Origin of the sequence: Afifella sp. JA880 (assembly GCF_025379905.1) — a bacterium.
GTDB classification, from domain to species: domain Bacteria; phylum Pseudomonadota; class Alphaproteobacteria; order Rhizobiales; family Afifellaceae; genus Afifella; species Afifella aestuarii.
On record NZ_JAOANH010000002.1, the window covers coordinates 381,219 to 398,066 of the forward strand.

Sequence of the window (16,848 nt, forward strand, 5' to 3'; positions counted from 1 at the left end):
CCCAGGCCGGCTCCTCAGTTCAGCCACCTCAAGCTGCCTCCCGTCTTTCGTCCACGATCTCGCGCACCTGCCGAAGGTCATCGACGAAGGCACGGTAAGCACTCGCCTTGGCCTCCGCATCCGGCAGTCGCAGAAGATAGGACGGATGCACGGTGAGGAAGCCGGCAAAAGGCGGAAACTCCTGCCGGCCGCGCATCTTCGTCACGGAAACCTGTCGTCCCGAAAGCGCCAGCGCCGCCGTCCCTCCGAGCGCCACGACGAGGCGCGGCGACAGAAATTCGAGCTCCGCCATCAGCCACCAGCGATAATGCTTCACCTCCGACACGGTGGGCTTCTGGTGGATGCGCCGCTTGCCGCGCATCTCGAACTTGAAATGCTTCACGGCATTGGTGAGATAAACCGAGCCGCGCTCGATGCCGGCCTCCGCCATCGCCCGATCAAGAAGCTGGCCGGCCGGCCCGACAAATGGCCTTCCCTGACGATCCTCCTGATCGCCCGGCTGCTCGCCGACAAAGACGATGTCGGCATCTAGAGGGCCCTCGCCGAGCACCGCACGCGTCGCTCCCGGCACCGCCCCTGACACCAGCGGTTCCGAGGCAGCGATCAGCGCGTTGAGGTCTTGCAGGCTCTTCGGACGACCCTCACGCATTTTCTGGAGCGCCTTCTCCGGCGCGCGCTTGGGCGACGCGGCCGCCTCGCGCGCGATCATCTCGCGCACCCGCGCCGGCGCGAAGCTGACGAGTTCCGGGATCGCCGCCACCTCCGGCATGTCGGCCCAGTAGCGCCGCGGCATATGCTGCGCCATCAATTTGGGATTGGCCCGCGCCGGGTTGAACGTCGCCGCATAATAGGTCCGCCACCCCTCTTCGAAACCGTCGCCGGCAGCGGCCGGGTCGCGGCGCGCCGGCGGCCCTTCGACGAGCTTTTTGCCGTCCCAGTGGAGCGAGCCGTCGGGCGTCAGGATCGACCAGGCCATATTGGCGAAGCGCTCGGCGAAAAAAGGCGCGGCCGCAGCCAAGGTGAAATGCGCCGGCTCGAAATAGGCGACGAAGCGTTCTTTTTCCTCGATGCCAGAGCTCTCAGTCTCGCCCGCCGCGACACCCCCCTCCGTCACCACACGGCGAAAGCGCAGAAAGCCATGCATGTGGTGGATGTCGCGCCGCACCTCCTGCTGCATGCGCGCAAGACGGTAGACGAGAGGATCGCTCGCCACCTCGAGGAGCCCGCGCTCGCCCTTCAGAATTCTCCACACGAGCCGGTAGAGACGCCCATAGCGCTCATTCTCCCGGTGACAGACGACGTCGGCGATGAGCCCTGTCACGGCGCGCGGCAAGACGACCGGCGGCGCCTCTCCGGCAAGCGGCGCGCCAAAGAGATCCTGCGCACGCTCCGCCGCGAAGACGACATCGTCCGGCGCGACCCGGTCGCGCACGAGGATGCGCAGCGCCCGGCGAAAACCGTCGAGATCCGCCCCCGCCTTCATATCGATGCGCACGCGGGTCATCAGAACAGGCTCATTTGCTGGGCCGGCTCGGCGAGCCTTTGCCGCAGATCGAGCCGGTCGATGAGGGAGACGGGCCGGTGGTCCGGCGTGACGAGAAACGGCAGCGCCCGTTTCAGGCCCGCCGTCAGCCGCGCGAGATCTGGAAGTCGCAGCTTCTGGTGCCGGCGCGAGGTGAGAATACGCTCCACGGCCCTCTGCCCGAGCCCCGGCACCCGCAAAAGCATCTCCCGCTCCGCCCGATTGACGTCGACGGGAAAGCGCTCGCGATGCTTCAGCGCCCAGGCAAGCTTCGGATCGACATCGAGCGCCAGCATGCCGTCCTCGCCGCTTTCCGCGACCTCGTCGGCCGAAAACCCATAAAACCGCATCAGCCAGTCCGCCTGATAAAGCCGGTTTTCCCGGCGAAGCGGCGGCGCCTTCGCCGGCAGAAGCACGCTCGCCTCGGGGATCGGGCTGAAGGCGGAATAATACACCCGCTTCAACGCGTAATCGTCATAAAGCCTGGCGCTCGCGCGAATGATCGCGGCATCCTTCACATCGTCTGCCCCGACGATCACCTGCGTGCTCTGCCCGGCGGGCGAGAAACGCCGTCGCTCGTCGCGCGCCTCCAGGATGCGCTCATGCATCTGTCCCATCGCGTGCGTGATCGTCCGGTCGTTCTTTTCCGGCGCGAGCGCTTTCAGGCTCGCCCCGCTCGCAAGCTCCAGATTGATCGACAACCGGTCAGCGTACCGCCCCGCCTCCTCGATCAGCCACGGGCTCGCCTCAGGGATCGCCTTGAGATGGATATAGCCCTGAAAGCCGTGGACGCGCCGGAGCGTCTTCGCCACCCGCATCATCTCCTCCATCGTCCGGTCGGGCGAGCGCGCGATGCCGGAGGATAAAAACAGGCCTTCGATATAGTTGCGTTTGTAGAATTCGAGCGTGAGCCGCACCACCTCCTCGACCGAGAAACGCGCCCGCGGCACGTTCGAGGAGCGCCGGTTGATGCAATAGGCGCAGTCGAACAGGCAGTAATTCGTCAGAAGGATTTTCAGAAGCGAGACGCAGCGCCCGTCCGGCGTGAAGGCGTGGCAGATGCCGGACGGCGCCGTCGCGCCGAGCCCGTTCTTGCCAGCCTTGCGCTTCGGCGCGCCCGACGAGGCGCAGGACACGTCATATTTGGCCGCGTCCGCCAGAATGCCGAGCTTGGTTGCGAGCTTCTCATCCATGCCGGGATGATGCCATGTTCTACTTTTGTTCGCAACAGGCTTAATTGGCGCCCGGTCTGAATCAGCCGGTCTGAATCACAACCTCCGAAGTTCAGCCCATCCGCTTCAATCGACTCGGGAATTTTCGGCCCGCGCCTCCGTCTCCGCATCCAGCACCGCGCGGATCTCTTGAAGCAAAGGATGAGCGTCGGTCGCGCGCCTCCCATAATCGAGATTGAATCGATAATCGAAGTCGGGCGGGTTAAGCCCCTGATTGTGCTGCAGGATCGTCTCGAGCTTATCGAGCCCCTTGGCGAGCCGCGCCTCCGCCGTCGCCCCCACCTCGTACTCCTCCCAGAGATCGAGGATCGCCTGCCGCCGCGCTGGGTCGAGCGGTGCGGTCAGTTGCAGAAGATCGGCGCGCTCCTGCGCCGCCTTCTCTTCGCCTGGCATCTGCACAACCGCCGGCACGTCGCCCGACAGGGTTTCGCCGAGATCGTGCACGATCAGGATCTTGAGAAGACGCGAAAAGTCGATCGTCCCAAAATCCTTTTCGAAAACGATCGCCATCAGGGCGAGCCGCCAGGTATGCGCGGCAGTGCTCTCCGGCCGCCCCTCCGCCGTAAAGCCGGAGCGGAACGTGTCCTTGAGCCGCTCGGCAGCACGCAGAAAATCGAGGGCGCCGGAAAGGTCCTCCTGCCTCATCATCCCCTCACAGCATGCCCGGACGGAAGAGCGCGCTCTTGTCGATGATTTCGCCGGAGACCATGAAGATGCCGCCGCCCTTGTAATGCAGCGTTTCAGGATGTTCCGGCTCCGGCGCCACATGCGCTTTCACCACCTCGAAGACGAAGAAATTGTAGCGCCCGACGAGCGCATCCTCGAACAGCCGGCATTCGAAATTGGCGTGGCATTCGCCGATCATCGGCGCGCCCACCATCTCGGCCGCCTCGGCCGTCAGACCGAACTCCTCAAACTTGTCGATCCGTTCTCCGGAGGTATTGCCGATCTTGACGACGGTATCGGTGAGCGCCGTCGTCGGCAGATTGATGACGCATTCGCCGCTTGCACGGATGAGCTCGAAGGAATGGTTGCCGGCGGAGATCATGCAGCCGACGAGCGAGGGCGAGAATTCCATGATCGTGTGCCAGCCCATCGTCATGATGTCGTGCTCGCCTTGATGCGCGGATGAGACGAGCACGACCGGCCCAGGCTCCAGATAGCGCCGCACATCCGACACGTCGAAATCGATTTTCCTCACCGCCGTCATCTTCTGCCTCTCCGAAATGGCATGGCTCCATCCCACCGTCGAATGCCGTCTGAGACCCGGTGAGGCCTCGCCAAGGCACGCATGCGGCATAGATGCACCAACACATCCACTCACATCTCAATCAGGTTCATTCCATGACAGAAAGCACGCAGATCCTCCTCGCGTCACGCCCCGAGGGGCGGCCGACGCCAGAGAATTTCCGCACGGAGACCGCGTCGGTGCCGGCGCCGAAGGAGGGCGAAGTCCTCCTCAAGATCCGCTACCTCTCGCTCGATCCCTATATGCGCGGGCGCATGAGCGCGGCGAAATCCTACGCCGCCCCGGTCGAGGTCGGCGCCGTGATGGAAGGCGGCACCGTGGCGGAGGTCGTGGAAAGCCGCGACCCTAACTTTGCCTCCGGCGATATGGTCCTCTCCTATTCCGGCTGGCAGACGCATGCGGTCGCAAAGGCCGCTCATCTGCGCAAACTCGATCCCGAAAAAGTGCCCGTCACGACCGCCGTCGGCGTGCTCGGCATGCCGGGCTTCACCGCCTATGCGGGGCTTCTGACGCTCGGAAAGCCGAAAGAAGGCGAGACGGTCGTCGTTGCCGCGGCGACCGGGCCCGTCGGCTCCGCCGTCGGCCAGATCGCCAAGATCAAAGGTGCGCGCGCCGTCGGCATCGCCGGCGGACCGGAAAAATGCCGGGCGCTCACGGAAGACTTCGGCTTCGATGCGGCGATCGACCATCGCTCCGAAACATTCGCGGAGGATCTGAAGGCCGCCTGCCCGGACGGCATCGACGTCTATTTCGAAAATGTCGGCGGCCCCGTCTTCGAGGCTGTGCGCCCGCTTCTCAACTTTTATGCGCGCATGCCCGTCTGCGGCCTCGTCTCGCAATACAACGCCACCGGCCCGTTCGAGGGCCCGGACAAGCTGCCGGGCTTGATGCGCGATATCCTGACGAAGAGCCTCACCATCCGCGGCTTCATCCAGACGGAATTCAAGGATCAGATGCCGGACTTCGTCAAGGAGATGGGCAGCTGGGTCGCGGACGGACGCATCCGTTACAAGGAAGATATCGTCGAAGGTCTGGACAAGGCGCCCGACGCCTTCATCGGCCTTCTGGAAGGCAAGAATTTCGGCAAGCTGATCGTCAAAGTCGCCTGAGCCGACGAACACACGCCATTACGAAAAAAGCCCCCGCCGCGGCGGGGGCTCAATCATCAGGGAAAGACGTGACGGCCGAGACCGCAACGCCTGAAAAAATCACACGGCGGGCGTACGCGCCGCCGCGGCATAGGTGGACACGACGCGGTCGATATTGGCGAGGATCAAGGCCTCGGGCGTCGCCGCAAGCCGTCCGTCCGCCGCCGCCGGGTAGAGCGCGCCGAGATACTGGCTGATGAGCGGCAGCGGCAATTGCCGGCCCTTGAGACGCGTCAGAAGCGTCGTCACCGCGGCAACGGCCTTCGGCTGCGGCCAGTAATAGCGGATGCGGTCGGAATAGCTGAAATGCCGGTTGATGCGCTTCTCCGCGTCGCTGCCGTGGTAATATTTCGCCCATTCGCGCGGATCGCCGACGAGCACCTCTTCCATCGCGTGCTTCAGCGTCTCTTCAGGCGAAAGCCCGTCGAGCTCGACCGCAATCTGATCGAGCCCGTAAAGCGCCTCGCGATAGGCGAAGGTGAGCGCCGGCCCGACCTTCAGGATCGGAAAGCCATCGTCGACCAGGCCCGCCAGGAGCTCCACCGGCTGATAATCGGTCGAATGCGCCTCGAAGACGAATTGCGGCATCTTCGACAGGACCGCACTCAACGAGGCCGCCTTCGCCCGGTCGTAGAAAACGATGTTCTCGTTGCCGTATTCGACGCCCGGCTGCACGACGACGCCGATGGCGCGCGCGAACGCATCTTCGAGCCCTCGGCTGGCAAAAGCCGCACGATGCACCTCGACGGTGGCGAGTGCCGCTTCCGGATCGGTGACGGCCAGCTCTTCGATCTCTTCCATCGCCCCGCCCGGGATCGGCACTTCCGTGCCGATGACATAGACGGGAAGATCGAAGCCGGTTTCCTTCGCCGCCCTTTCCGAGACGGCAGCAAGCCGCGCCGCCCGTTCCGCCGTCACCTCATCGGCGAGCGCCACGCTTTCGCCGGCACATCCCATCGACGTGTCGAGATGGATCTTGGTGAAGCCGGCCTTCACGAAGGCCTCCACCATGGCCTCAGCCTTGCCCAGCGCCTCTTCGGCCGGAAGGCTCTTCCAGGGATTGGGACCGAGATGATCGCCGCCAAGGATCAGCCGGCTCGTGTCGAAGCCGACCTTTGCGGCGATCTCTTCGACGAAGCGGCGGAAATCCGCCGGCGTCATGCCGGTATAGCCGCCCTCGTGATTGACCTGGTTGCAGGTCGCCTCGATGAGAACCGGCCCGCCGGCCTTGAGGCCATGGCGAAGCGTCGCCTCGATGACCATCGGATGCGCCGAGCAGATGGAGGAAATGCCGACATTCTCATGTGCCTGATGCCGCCTTGGCAGGCCCGCCAGATAGGCCGTGCTCATGCCCTTGTGCCTTTGTGTCGTTCGATGAAGTCTTCAAGCTCGGCGCCCGTCGACGTGCCCGACATCGGCCCTTTGACGCCGACGGCACGCGCCCCACTGGCATTCGCCATCAACAGCGCGTCTTCGGGCGAGACGCCGCGCAGCCAGAAAGTCACGAAGGTGGCGCCAAAGCTGTCGCCGGCACCCGTCGGATCGATCTCCTCGACGGCAAAGGCCGGCACCCGCGTCTCGCCGGAGGCATCGAAATAGCTCGCCCCCTCGGCGCCGCGTTTGATGACGACGGCCTTGGTGCCGCGGGTCAGGATTTCGGCGATCGCCGCTTCCTCCTCCTTCGCCTCGGTAAAGAGGAAGAGCTCGTCGCCGCTCGGAAGAAAGATGTCGGCATTCTCGAAGATATGGACGAGCGCCTCCCGCATGCCCGGAAAATCCAGCATCTCCTTGCGGATATTGGGATCGAAGGAGACGCTGCCGCCTTTCGCCTTCACCCGCTCGACCGCGGTGCGGATCAAGGAAATGATCTCGTCAGAGAAGAGCGACGAGCCCATCACATGCAGATGGTCCGCCTCGCCCAGCATCTTCTCGGCGCCGTGATCGAGGCTCACCTGCCCGCAGGCCGAGTGCCGGATATTGAAGATGAAATTGCGGTTGCCGTCCTCACGGTAGCGCACGAAGGCGGAGCCGGTGACGGCATCGGGGATGACGGCGATGGCGGAGACATCGACCCCGTCGGCCTTCAGCCGCTCCAGATTGACGGTGCCGAAATCGTCCGGACCGACCGCGCTGATGAGGCCGCAAGGCTGGCCGAGTTTTGCGACCTGATCGATGAAGATGGCGGGCGCGCCGGAGGGAAACGGACCAACGAGCGTGATCGGCTCGAGAAAGCCGTTGCCGCGCTCCTCGGCCATGATCTCGACGAGCACCTCGCCGATGGTAATGATCTTTTTCATGAGACGAGCGGACTTCAGCCGCGGTTGGTTTTGGAGCGCACGTCGATCCACACCGCCAGCAGAATGACGAGGCCCTTGACGATGAGCTGGTAGAAATACGGCACCGACAGAAGGCTCATGCCATTGTTGATGATGCCGATGATGAGCGCGCCGAGAAGCGTGCCGACCATGGTGCCGACGCCGCCGGCAAGGCTGGTCCCGCCGAGCACGGCAGCCGCGATCGCATCGAGCTCGTAACCGAGACCGGCGTTGGTCTGCGCCGAGCCGAGACGCGACGACAGAAGGATGCCGCCGACGGCCGCCATCACGCCGGAAATGGTGAAGATGATCACCTTGATGCGCTTCACGCGGATGCCGGAATAGACCGCCGCTTCCTTGTTGCCACCCGCGAGATAGGCGCGCCGGCCGAACACCGTCTTGGCGAGAAGCACGAAATTGAAGGCGAAGAGCGCGAGCACGATCCAGATGATGATCGGCAGGCCGAGCCAGTTCTCAGCCCCGATCGCAAGCCAGGCATCGTTGTTGATCGGCGCCGGCAGGCCGCCCGTCGGCAGCGACACGAGCCCCCGAAAAATCCCCATCGTCGCCACCGTCACGATGAAGGACGGCAGCAACAGATAGGCCGCGAGCACGCCGTTGAAGGCACCCATGATCGCGCCGGACAAAAGCGTCAGTCCAAGCGTCGGCCAGAAGCCCAAACCGATCGCAAAACACTGTGCCGCCACCATGCCGGCGACCGCCAGGATCGAGCCGACGGACAAATCGATCTCGCCGAGCAGGATGACATAGGTCATGCCGAAGGCGAGCACCGCCACCACCGAGACCTGCTGCACGATGTTGAGCAGATTGTAGAAGACGAGAAAGCGCGGGCTCAGCACCGAAAAGACGACACAGAGCACGATCAGCGAAGCGACGATGCCGCCATATTCGCGAACGGCCGGCGCCGAGGTGAATTTCGAGACGAAGCTCTTCATGATTGCATTCCTGCGGCGTAGGTCATGACGGTCTCAGGCGTGAGCCCCTCCCCGTCGAGGATGTTGGCGACCTTCTTGTCGTGCATGATGACGAGCCGGTCGGAGAGGCCGAGCACTTCCGGCAGATCGGATGACACCATCAGGATGGCGGCTCCGTCGGCGGCCAATTGCCGGATGATGCGGTAAATCTCGTATTTCGCTCCGACATCGACGCCGCGCGTCGGCTCGTCGAGGATCAGGATGCGCGGCTTGATGCGCAGCCATTTGGCGAGCACGATTTTTTGCTGGTTGCCGCCGGAAAGGTTCGCGGCCGGCGTGTCGATCGTATCGGTCTTGATCGTCAGCCGCGTGACCTCGTCTTCGGCTGCACGGCGCTCGGCGGAGCGCCTCGCAAACCCGAAGGCGTTCGAGATATCGCCGAGCGACACCATGTTGATGTTGCGCTCAACCGTATGGGCGAGAACGAGCCCCTCTTCCTTGCGGTTTTCGGTGAGGAAGGCGATGCCATGTCGAATGGCATCGTCGGGCGACCGCGGCGCGACCTTCCTGCCATCGAGAAAGATCTCGCCGCCTTCCGGCCGCTTCACGCCGAAAAGCGCATTCATGACGTCGGAGCGACCCGATCCGACCAGCCCGAAGAAGCCGAGCACCTCGCCGGGGCGGGCATCGAACGTCACGTCGTGGAAGAGATGCCCGCCGTTCAGCCCATCGACGCGCAGGACCGGCTCGACCTCTGGTCCCGGCTTCGGCGCCACGCGCGGCGGGTAGATGTCGTGCATCTCGCGTCCCACCATCATGGCGATCAGCTTGTCGATGCTCGTCTCTTCGCGCGCCATCGTGCCGACGAGCTCGCCGTCGCGGATGACGGTGATGTCGTCGGAGAGCCGCATGATCTCTTCCATGCGGTGCGAGATATAGATGACCGTGACGCCCTTCTCCTTGAGGCGCCCGATCAGCGAGAACAGGATTTCCGCTTCGCTTTCCGACAGCGACGAGGTCGGCTCGTCGAGGATGACGAGATCGGCCGGGTAGCTCAGCCCCTTGGCGATCTCGACGAGCTGCCGGCGGGCGATCGAAAGCTGGCTGACCTTGGCGCGAGCCTTGATCGGCAGGCCGAGCTCTTCGATCAGCTCTTCGGCCTTGCGCACCAGTTCCGCGTCATCGATGAAGCCGAAGCGGTTCGGCTCGTGCGTCGCGAAAATGTTCTCTGCCACGGTCATGTGGCGGCACAGGCTCAGCTCCTGGAAGACGATCGTCAGGCCCGAAAGCCGCGCCTCGCGCGGGCTCTTCGGTCGATAAGGCTCACCCTTGAAGGTAATCTCGCCCGAGGTCTGCGGATGCACCCCGGCGAGGATCTTCATCAAGGTGCTCTTGCCGGCACCGTTTTCGCCGATGAGCGTGTGGACGCGTCCCTTCTTCACCGAGAGCGTCATGTCTTTGAGCGCCGTGACCGGCCCGAATGTCTTGGTCACGTTGCGGATGTCGAGAACCGTCTCGTCTTGGGGGGCGGTCATGGCGAAAGCTCCGCCGAAGCTGGCAGGAAGACTGGCAGGAAGGCTGTCAGGTGGCGAGGAAGTGCCCGCGCCCACCAGATGAGGGGGTGGGCGCGGGGCACAGGAGGAGAGAGTGGGGGGCGGCTCTCTCCTGACCTCTTCTCGCTACTTGGTCTCGCCGTCCTTGGTGACGACGCCCGGCTCGATCGGCTGCTCGGCCGCAACCTCTTCGCCGTTCATGACCTTGACGGCCGTCTCGACCGCGACCTTGCCCATTTCCTCGGGATACTGCGCGATGACGCCGACCATGACGGGATTGCTGGCGACCGCGTCGCGGGCTTCCTTCATGCCATCGAAGCCGACGACCTTCACCTGGTCCTCAAGCCCGGCCGAAGCGACAGCCGAAGCCGCAGCCAGAGCCGCGTCATCGCCAAAGCCGAAAATGCCGTCGAGATCGGGATGCGCCTGCAGAATATTCTGCGCCGTCGTCAGCGCTTCAGAACGCGTGATGCCGGCCTGCTGGGCCACGATCTCGATGTCGGGATGCGACTCCATCGCCTTCCTGAAGCCATCGGTGCGGGCGACGACCGAGGCGACCATCGGATAGTCGATGATGGCGACCTTGCCCTTGTCGCCGATCATCTTCGCCATGAGCTCGCCGGCCTTCACGCCGCCGGCATAATTGTCGGTGCCGACATAGGAGGTGACATCAACGTTCTTCGCCGGCACGTCGACGGTGATGACCTTGATGCCGGCCTTCTGGGCCCGCCCGATGACGGTGCGCACGCCGGTGGAATCGACCGGCGAGATGACGAGGACGTCGACGCCCTTGGTGATGAAATCCTCGACGTCGGCGAACTGCTTGTTGAGATCCTGGTTGGCGATCTTGATCTCGAGCGGCACGCCTTCGGCCTGCGCCTCGGCGCGCATGGCATCGGCGAGCGCGATATAGAACGGATGCTGCTGGGTCAGGAGCGAAGCCCCGATCCCCTCGGCAGATGCCGGGCCGGTGAACCCGGCGAGCGCGATCCCGGCGGCGAGCAGGGACTTCGAAACGAAACTTTTGAACATAGGCTTCCTCCTGATTATCGGGCGGTGCGCTCCGCCTTTCCTGATGGCGAGCATGAACGGCGCCCGATCACTGGCTTTGTCGCGAACGGCTTTTCTCGTCGCGCCGAGGCGCCAGCTTCCGATCTTCGGGTCATCTCAGCGCGCGTCACCGGCAGCGGCGAAAGCCGTGCCTGAGAGAGGCGAAAACGGGACCACGAGAAATCTGAACCGGCACATGCGCGGGCACGGGCCGCGCCTCCTTTCATCAAATTGTTATTGACGCCAGATGACACTTCATGGGACAAAATGTCAATTTAAATTTGTCGCGCGTAAAGAATTGAAATGTCGCGTGCCAGATAACTTGTCCGTGACCGCCCTCCTCTCGTCACGGCAAAAAGGAGCCTGGCCGATTGTCTTCGTTTTGGATTGAGCCGGAAATCGGTTCAATCATGCCGAATTCCTTCGCCGTCCGAATCTCCTGGCCGGCCCAAAGCAACGCCAACCTCGACAGAGACAGCTGCGGAACCTCCCGATGAGCGGCAAGAAAATCAGGAACATGGAGGATTTCGCGGCCGCCGCCGGCATCTCCCGTCCGACCATCTCCAAGTACTTTCAGGACCCGAGTTCCGTGCGCGCCTCCACCCGGCAGCGCATCGAGGAGGCGCTGGCGCGCCACAATTATCAGCCGAACATTTTCGCGGTGAACCTCAACCGCCGCAATCCGCGCAACATCGGCGTCATCGTCCCCCACATCTCCGACCCGTTCTATGCAGAGATCGTCAGGCAGATCGAGATTTCGAGCCTTCGCCAGGGCTATTGGGCGATCGTGTTGAGCTCGCACGGCGAGCCGGATCTGGAGGCCAAGGCCATCCAGATGCTGCAATCTCTGAAGCTCTCGGGCGCCGTCGTCGCGCCGCTCGGCTACGAATCCGATGCAGGCCTCATCCGCGAGCTGCGCCAGGCGATGCCGCTCGTCTTCCTCGATTCGCGCGCCGCCGAAGACCAGCCCTTCGTCGGCACCGACAATGCGCAGAGCGTCTCCTTGATGGTGGAATATCTCTGCCGCACCGGCGAGCGCCCCTGCTTCCTCGAAATGCCGCGCGTCAACCGCAACGCCACGGAACGCCGCGCCGCCTATGAACGGGCGATGGCCAATCTCGGCTTCGAGGCGCATGTGCTCTCCGTGGAATCCGCCGACTGGGATTTTGAAACCGTCGGCTTCGAGGAGACCAACAAGATCCTCGCTCGCGGCGGCTTTCCGACGCGCTCGGTCCTCTGCGCCAACGACCGCCTCGCCTTCGGCGTCATGGCGGCCGCCTATCAGCGCGGTCTCAAGATCGGCCGCAGCGCCGACGCCGATCTCCGGGTCGCGGGCCATGACGATCATCCCTTGAGCCGCTACACCTGTCCTGCCCTGACGACTGTTGCCCAGGATTATTCGGGGCTTGCGACCACAAGCCTGAAACGTCTTCTCGATATGATCGGCAAATCCGACGAAACGCCGTCGAAAACGGAACCAGCCGGGCCGACGCTTCTTGAAGCAAAGCTGATCATGCGCGATTCCGCCTGAGGCACGCGCTCGCGGTCCTGAGCACCGGGGCCTACGCAAATCTCAACCTCTCACCCGAACGAGGCCATCCTGTCCCCTTCCCGCTCGCTCAAAGGCGCTCTCCTCATCGACCTCGACGGCACGGTGATGGACAGCGATCCCTATCATTACGAGGCCTTTCAGAAGATCGGCGAGAAATACGGCGCCGAGATCGACGAGGAGATCTTCCGCACCCGCATCTCCGGACACACCAACGACGAGATTTGCGCCGAACTCTTCCCCCATATCGACGCATCGCAGCACGCCGACATCGCCGATGAGAAGGAAGCGCTGTTCCGCGAGCTTCTGGAGCGGGGTGCGGAGCCGATCGCCGGGATGCCCGAGCTTCTCTCCTGGGCGCGGAAGAAGAGCTGGGGGCTCGCGCTCGTCACCAATGCGCCGATCGCCAATCAGCAGGCGATCCTCGCCGGTGTCGGGCTTTCCGACGCGTTCGACATCCTGATCTCCGCTGACGAGCTTCCGCGCGGCAAGCCGGACCCGCTGCCCTATCAAACGGCGATGGAGCGGCTCGGCGTCGCCCCTGAAAACTCGGTCGCCTTCGAAGATGCGATTCCGGGTTTGACGGCAGCCGTGAGGGCCGGCGTGCCGACCGTCGGCCTTCGATCGAGCCTTGAAGAGAAGGCTTTGCTGGACGCGGGTGCGGCACTTGCAATCCGCGACTACCACGATCCGCGTCTGCGGCCCTTCCTTCTCTCCCACATCGAACGCTGAAGCAGCCCGCCGCGGGCGCCTTGCAAGAAGCATCGGCGGCACGCACTCAAACCGGTATTAAGCCGGCAAATCGTTAGGCATTTACGAGACCTGCCAGTCTTTTCTTAACCGCAACTGCGTATGCCTGTCGTAGTGGCCCTGCAGTTTGGGCGATGGCATTCAAAAAGAGACATTCTGGCAGGCAGCGTCTCCGCCAGCCACCGCCATAGACCCGAAGGCGAGACACCGTCTCCAGGAGCGCAGATGTCGGCCCCCACTTCCGGATCGATCCACAACCGCTTTCGTAAGCGCTGCCGGCGCGAGCACGACTGGATCGACGAACTCATCAATCGCAATGAGCCGCTCTCGTCCGACGAAGAGGCGGAGCTGATCCTGCGCGTGCATTCGCTCGCCGGGGCGGGCGGAACTTTCGGCTATCCCGAAATCAGCGAGCGCGCTTTGCGGGCCGAGCAGGTGATGCGGCAAACGTCCTGCACCTGCGCAGAAAGCCGCGAAGCGCTTGAAGCCCTGCTTCAGGCTCTCGAGGCGGCCGCGGAAGAATAGCCCGCGGCGCCGGCCTCACATTCTTCAGCTCAAATAACTGCGGGCCTGCTCGGCAAGCGTCATCGGATCGAAGGGCTTCCGGATGACGCCGGCCGCACCGATCGCCATGAAGCGAGCGATCTCCGTCGTCTGCGTCTTCGCCGTGACGAAGACGATCGGCACGTCAGCGGTCCGCGGATCGGCTTTCAGCTGCTTCAGGGTTTCCGGCCCATCCATACCTGGCATCATCACATCGAGCAGAATGAGATGCGGCTCGAACTTGGGAGCCTCGACGAGCGCTTCGGTTCCCGACGAACAGGTGCGCACCGTGAATGCCTCGTCGAGTTCGAGCGATAGCGCAGCGACCTCGCGGATATCCGGTTCGTCGTCGACATAAAGCACACGAAAGTTCATCTGATGGCTCCCATTTCGCGGCGTTGCGCGGCCTCATCCTTTTCAAGGTGCTCGAAGGCGAGCTTGCGCACCAGATCGGCGATCGCCTTCTCCGACGTCCGGGTCTTCGTCATCGCCGCCTGCACCCGTTTGGCGACATCCTTTTCCGCATCGGCAGCAGAAAAGATGATCACCGCCGTCCCGCTCGGGATCGTGCCGAGAAGGCAGGCGCCCTGTCCGTCCGGCAGGCCGAGATCGAGGATGACGAGATCGAACGTCGTGCGCGACAGAGCGGCTTTCGCTTCTGCGATCGTGCGCGCCTTGACGACCTGCATCTCCTCGCCAAGTTCGGCCGCCATCACCTCCAGAAGGCTGTCGTCGTCTTCCACATGCAGGATGGATGGACGCCGGTGCGATAGACGCGCCGCGATCACTGACGCCGCCCGCCGCAACTCCTCCATGTTCCTGGGCCGCTCCAGCCACGCGGCCACCCCGACGGCAGAGCCGTTGAGCACCCGCTGCGCATCGTCGATGCTGGCCGAAATCATGATGACCGGCATGCCTCGGTCGGCGGTCGCATCGCAGAGTTCGCGAATGAGCGACAAACCTGCCTCGTTCTCCAGATCGAGATCGACGATCACGGCCAGATAATCCTTGGCAGCAATGTCGCGGCGTGCAGCTGCGACATTGCGGGCGATCGTGCTCTGAAAGCCTTCCTGCTGCAGGTTCTCGGCAATCAGTTCCGCAACGTCCTCGGCATCTTCGCAGATCAAAACCGTCCGCGACGTCTCGGCAGGCAAAGACATCTCAACCGCCGGCGATGCCTCGCGCGTGACGTGCCATTCGGGAAGATCGACATGGAAGACGGTGCGGACGTCCGGCTCGCTCTCAAAGCTGATGTCCCCGCCGGAGCGCTCCACGATGGCTTTCGCAATATTGAGGCCGAGGCCGGTGCCGCCCTTCTGGCGTGTCGCCGAGGAATCAGCCTGCTCGAAGCGTCGGAAGATGCGGCTCCTGAAGGCTTCGGGAATGCCCGGCCCGTTGTCGATGACGGAGATGCGCAGACTGTCGCCATGGCGGCATAGATTGACGACGACGGTCCCGTCTTCCGGCGAATATTTGATGGCATTCGACAAGAGGTTCGTCAGCACCTGATGCAGCCTGTCGGGATCGACGTAGAGATTCGCATCCGGCGCATCGTCGACGACGCTGATCTCGACATTCCGGTCCGCAAGATAGTCGCGGCTCGCCTCCACCGCCTGTTCGACGGCGGGATGAAGCCCGACCGGTATCGGCTCGAAGGGCATGCGCCCGGATTCGATTTTTTCGATATCGAGGATATCGTTGATGAGGCGCACGAGCCGTTCCGAGTTGGAATGCGCGATGTTGATCAGGCTCGCGGCCTTCTTCGGCAGCTCGCCGGCCGCACCGCCGGCGACAAGGCCGAGAGAGCCGCGGATGGAGGTGAGCGGCGTGCGCAATTCGTGGCTGACCGTGGAGATGAAATCGTTCTTCATCTGCTCCATGCGCTTGCGGTCGGTGATGTCGAAGAGCGAGCCGTCCCAGATCACCTTGCCGCTCGGATCCATGCGGGGTTTGGCGGCAATACGCACCCACACCTTGCCGCCACCGCGAACGGCGAGCTCGGCTTCCATCACCCAGGACTGCATGCTGCTCGCCGAAGTGGCGAGCTTTTCCCTCACCCGGGCCAGATCATTGGGCGAAAACAGGCGGTCGATATGCGAGGAATCCGCCAGCAATTCCTCCACTCCGATGCCGAGGAACCGCTTCACGCCCGCCGACACATAGGTGAACGAGGCAGAGCCCGGCCGCTCCTCCTTGAGCTGAAAGAGAACCCCCGGCGCGTTGTTGACCATCGCCTGCAGCAACAGCCGGCTTTCGCCATAGGCGGCGATTGCCCAGCGTCTCTGCAGATCGCCCAGGAACAAAAGCCCGAGCACGATGACAGCGACGAAGTTGGTCGGCACCAGCAGCGACAGAAGGGAGAAGGCCATCTTCCCCGACAGATTCGGGATGAAGACGAGCAGGAGCGCCGGCGTCGCCGCTGCGATCGCGGCAAGCGCAAAGAGCCCGCCGATGTTGAGCCGCCCCTGATATCGCCGGTTGATGACGAACCAGACGACCGTCGAGCCAGCGCCCACGACAAGGATCGCGAAAATGCCGGCGACCATCCCGGCCCCGCCGAACCAGACGCGCATGGCAACGAGCATCGCGCCCGTGACGACCGTGCTGATCGGCCCGCCGAGACCAGCAGAGAGCGCCATCACGACATTGCGCGCATCCACCACGATGCCCGGCGCAAGCACGATCGGCGCCGCCATGCTCAACAATCCCGTCAATCCGAAAATCAGACCGGTGACGCCGCCCTTCAGCCAATGCGACCGGTCGAGCCGCGGCCCGAGAAACGACAGCGCCAGGATGGCGAGCGTCACAAGAGCCGCACTCTCGATCATATGGATAAACTGGAGCATTCTAATATCTTCGCCGCCTGCGCATCTTCACCCGTCAAAGTTGATGGAAAGGCTTAAGAATACAAGGCCGGCGTCGCTCTATCCGCCAATCTCGTAAACTGCGCACGAACAAAGCTCTGGCCGACGGCGTTCTCTCAACCGCACAAACACGCGAAA

15 protein-coding genes are annotated in these 16,848 nt (G+C 63.5%); 4 read left to right on the forward strand and 11 right to left on the reverse strand.

The features are described from left to right. Nucleotides 1–28: 28 nt before the first annotated feature. The 4 genes from NYQ83_RS10030 to NYQ83_RS10045 form a co-directional block, all read right to left on the reverse strand. Entirely contained in the window at nt 29–1,504 is a 1,476-nt protein-coding gene (locus NYQ83_RS10030) for a UdgX family uracil-DNA binding protein (protein ID WP_261214456.1), read from the reverse strand. Continuing rightward, nucleotides 1,504–2,715 (reverse strand): putative DNA modification/repair radical SAM protein, encoded by a 1,212-nt coding sequence (locus NYQ83_RS10035; RefSeq protein ID WP_261214457.1) that lies wholly within the window; start codon nt 2,713–2,715, stop codon nt 1,504–1,506. The genes NYQ83_RS10030 and NYQ83_RS10035 overlap by 1 nt, the downstream gene beginning before the upstream one ends. 105 nt (nt 2,716–2,820) lie before the next feature. Further along, on the reverse strand, nt 2,821–3,399 hold the full coding sequence (locus NYQ83_RS10040) for an HD domain-containing protein (protein WP_370642378.1): 579 nt from the start codon (nt 3,397–3,399) through the stop codon (nt 2,821–2,823). A gap of 7 nt (nt 3,400–3,406) precedes the next feature. Beyond that, nucleotides 3,407–3,964 carry a flavin reductase family protein gene (locus tag NYQ83_RS10045; protein ID WP_261214459.1) on the reverse strand — a complete coding sequence of 186 codons (558 nt, stop codon included), beginning with the start codon at nt 3,962–3,964 and terminating at the stop codon, nt 3,407–3,409. Nucleotides 3,965–4,098: 134 nt separating this feature from the next. Here NYQ83_RS10045 and NYQ83_RS10050 point away from each other — a divergent pair, with 134 nt between their 5' ends. Beyond that, nucleotides 4,099–5,112 (forward strand): NADP-dependent oxidoreductase, encoded by a 1,014-nt coding sequence (locus tag NYQ83_RS10050; RefSeq protein ID WP_261214461.1) that lies wholly within the window; start codon nt 4,099–4,101, stop codon nt 5,110–5,112. 99 nt (nt 5,113–5,211) lie between these two features. On the opposite strand, the gene NYQ83_RS10055 is transcribed toward NYQ83_RS10050, so the two are convergent. The 5 genes from NYQ83_RS10055 to NYQ83_RS10075 all read right to left on the reverse strand — a co-directional run bounded on the left by NYQ83_RS10055 (nt 5,212) and on the right by NYQ83_RS10075 (nt 10,986). After that, nucleotides 5,212–6,501 carry a D-tagatose-bisphosphate aldolase, class II, non-catalytic subunit gene (locus tag NYQ83_RS10055; protein WP_261214463.1) on the reverse strand — a complete coding sequence of 430 codons (1,290 nt, stop codon included), beginning with the start codon at nt 6,499–6,501 and terminating at the stop codon, nt 5,212–5,214. Next, on the reverse strand, nt 6,498–7,448 hold the full coding sequence (locus NYQ83_RS10060) for a sugar kinase (RefSeq protein WP_261214464.1): 951 nt from the start codon (nt 7,446–7,448) through the stop codon (nt 6,498–6,500). Before NYQ83_RS10060 ends, NYQ83_RS10055 begins: the two co-directional genes overlap by 4 nt. A gap of 14 nt (nt 7,449–7,462) precedes the next feature. After that, nucleotides 7,463–8,422 carry an ABC transporter permease gene (locus NYQ83_RS10065; protein ID WP_092810799.1) on the reverse strand — a complete coding sequence of 320 codons (960 nt, stop codon included), beginning with the start codon at nt 8,420–8,422 and terminating at the stop codon, nt 7,463–7,465. Then, entirely contained in the window at nt 8,419–9,936 is a 1,518-nt protein-coding gene (locus NYQ83_RS10070; RefSeq protein WP_261214466.1) for a sugar ABC transporter ATP-binding protein, read from the reverse strand. Before NYQ83_RS10070 ends, NYQ83_RS10065 begins: the two co-directional genes overlap by 4 nt. Nucleotides 9,937–10,080: 144 nt before the next feature. Further along, on the reverse strand, nt 10,081–10,986 hold the full coding sequence (locus tag NYQ83_RS10075; RefSeq protein ID WP_261214468.1) for a substrate-binding domain-containing protein: 906 nt from the start codon (nt 10,984–10,986) through the stop codon (nt 10,081–10,083). Between the two features lie 511 nt (nt 10,987–11,497). Here NYQ83_RS10075 and NYQ83_RS10080 point away from each other — a divergent pair. From NYQ83_RS10080 to NYQ83_RS10090, 3 genes are all read left to right on the forward strand, one after another. Beyond that, entirely contained in the window at nt 11,498–12,535 is a 1,038-nt protein-coding gene (locus NYQ83_RS10080; protein WP_128291415.1) for a LacI family DNA-binding transcriptional regulator, read from the forward strand. A gap of 105 nt (nt 12,536–12,640) precedes the next feature. Further along, nucleotides 12,641–13,285 carry an HAD family hydrolase gene (locus NYQ83_RS10085; protein WP_261215167.1) on the forward strand — a complete coding sequence of 215 codons (645 nt, stop codon included), beginning with the start codon at nt 12,641–12,643 and terminating at the stop codon, nt 13,283–13,285. A 243-nt stretch (nt 13,286–13,528) separates the two neighbouring features. Further along, nucleotides 13,529–13,828 (forward strand): Hpt domain-containing protein, encoded by a 300-nt coding sequence (locus tag NYQ83_RS10090; RefSeq protein WP_261214469.1) that lies wholly within the window; start codon nt 13,529–13,531, stop codon nt 13,826–13,828. Nucleotides 13,829–13,852: 24 nt separating this feature from the next. Here NYQ83_RS10090 and NYQ83_RS10095 read toward each other — a convergent pair whose 3' ends face one another. Both NYQ83_RS10095 and NYQ83_RS10100 read right to left on the reverse strand, forming a co-directional pair. Next, complete coding sequence (locus tag NYQ83_RS10095) at nt 13,853–14,221, reverse strand: response regulator (protein WP_128291412.1); 369 nt, start codon at nt 14,219–14,221, stop codon at nt 13,853–13,855. After that, a complete protein-coding gene (locus NYQ83_RS10100; protein WP_128291411.1) occupies nt 14,218–16,692 on the reverse strand; it encodes an ATP-binding protein in 2,475 nt (824 codons plus the stop codon). The genes NYQ83_RS10095 and NYQ83_RS10100 overlap by 4 nt, the downstream gene beginning before the upstream one ends. Nucleotides 16,693–16,848: the final 156 nt, after the last annotated feature.

What these genes read in the sequence shown, in the direction of transcription:
- NYQ83_RS10030 (WP_261214456.1), bottom strand. Translation starts at nt 1,504, where the DNA reads ATGACCCGCGTGCGCATCGATATGAAGGCGGGGGCGGATCTCGACGGT.
- NYQ83_RS10035 (WP_261214457.1), bottom strand. Translation starts at nt 2,715, where the DNA reads ATGGATGAGAAGCTCGCAACCAAGCTCGGCATTCTGGCGGACGCGGCC.
- NYQ83_RS10040 (WP_370642378.1), bottom strand. Translation starts at nt 3,399, where the DNA reads ATGAGGCAGGAGGACCTTTCCGGCGCCCTCGATTTTCTGCGTGCTGCC.
- NYQ83_RS10045 (WP_261214459.1), bottom strand. Translation starts at nt 3,964, where the DNA reads ATGACGGCGGTGAGGAAAATCGATTTCGACGTGTCGGATGTGCGGCGC.
- NYQ83_RS10050 (WP_261214461.1), top strand. Translation starts at nt 4,099, where the DNA reads ATGACAGAAAGCACGCAGATCCTCCTCGCGTCACGCCCCGAGGGGCGG.
- NYQ83_RS10055 (WP_261214463.1), bottom strand. Translation starts at nt 6,501, where the DNA reads ATGAGCACGGCCTATCTGGCGGGCCTGCCAAGGCGGCATCAGGCACAT.
- NYQ83_RS10060 (WP_261214464.1), bottom strand. Translation starts at nt 7,448, where the DNA reads ATGAAAAAGATCATTACCATCGGCGAGGTGCTCGTCGAGATCATGGCC.
- NYQ83_RS10065 (WP_092810799.1), bottom strand. Translation starts at nt 8,422, where the DNA reads ATGAAGAGCTTCGTCTCGAAATTCACCTCGGCGCCGGCCGTTCGCGAA.
- NYQ83_RS10070 (WP_261214466.1), bottom strand. Translation starts at nt 9,936, where the DNA reads ATGACCGCCCCCCAAGACGAGACGGTTCTCGACATCCGCAACGTGACC.
- NYQ83_RS10075 (WP_261214468.1), bottom strand. Translation starts at nt 10,986, where the DNA reads ATGTTCAAAAGTTTCGTTTCGAAGTCCCTGCTCGCCGCCGGGATCGCG.
- NYQ83_RS10080 (WP_128291415.1), top strand. Translation starts at nt 11,498, where the DNA reads ATGAGCGGCAAGAAAATCAGGAACATGGAGGATTTCGCGGCCGCCGCC.
- NYQ83_RS10090 (WP_261214469.1), top strand. Translation starts at nt 13,529, where the DNA reads ATGTCGGCCCCCACTTCCGGATCGATCCACAACCGCTTTCGTAAGCGC.
- NYQ83_RS10095 (WP_128291412.1), bottom strand. Translation starts at nt 14,221, where the DNA reads ATGAACTTTCGTGTGCTTTATGTCGACGACGAACCGGATATCCGCGAG.
- NYQ83_RS10100 (WP_128291411.1), bottom strand. Translation starts at nt 16,692, where the DNA reads ATGCTCCAGTTTATCCATATGATCGAGAGTGCGGCTCTTGTGACGCTC.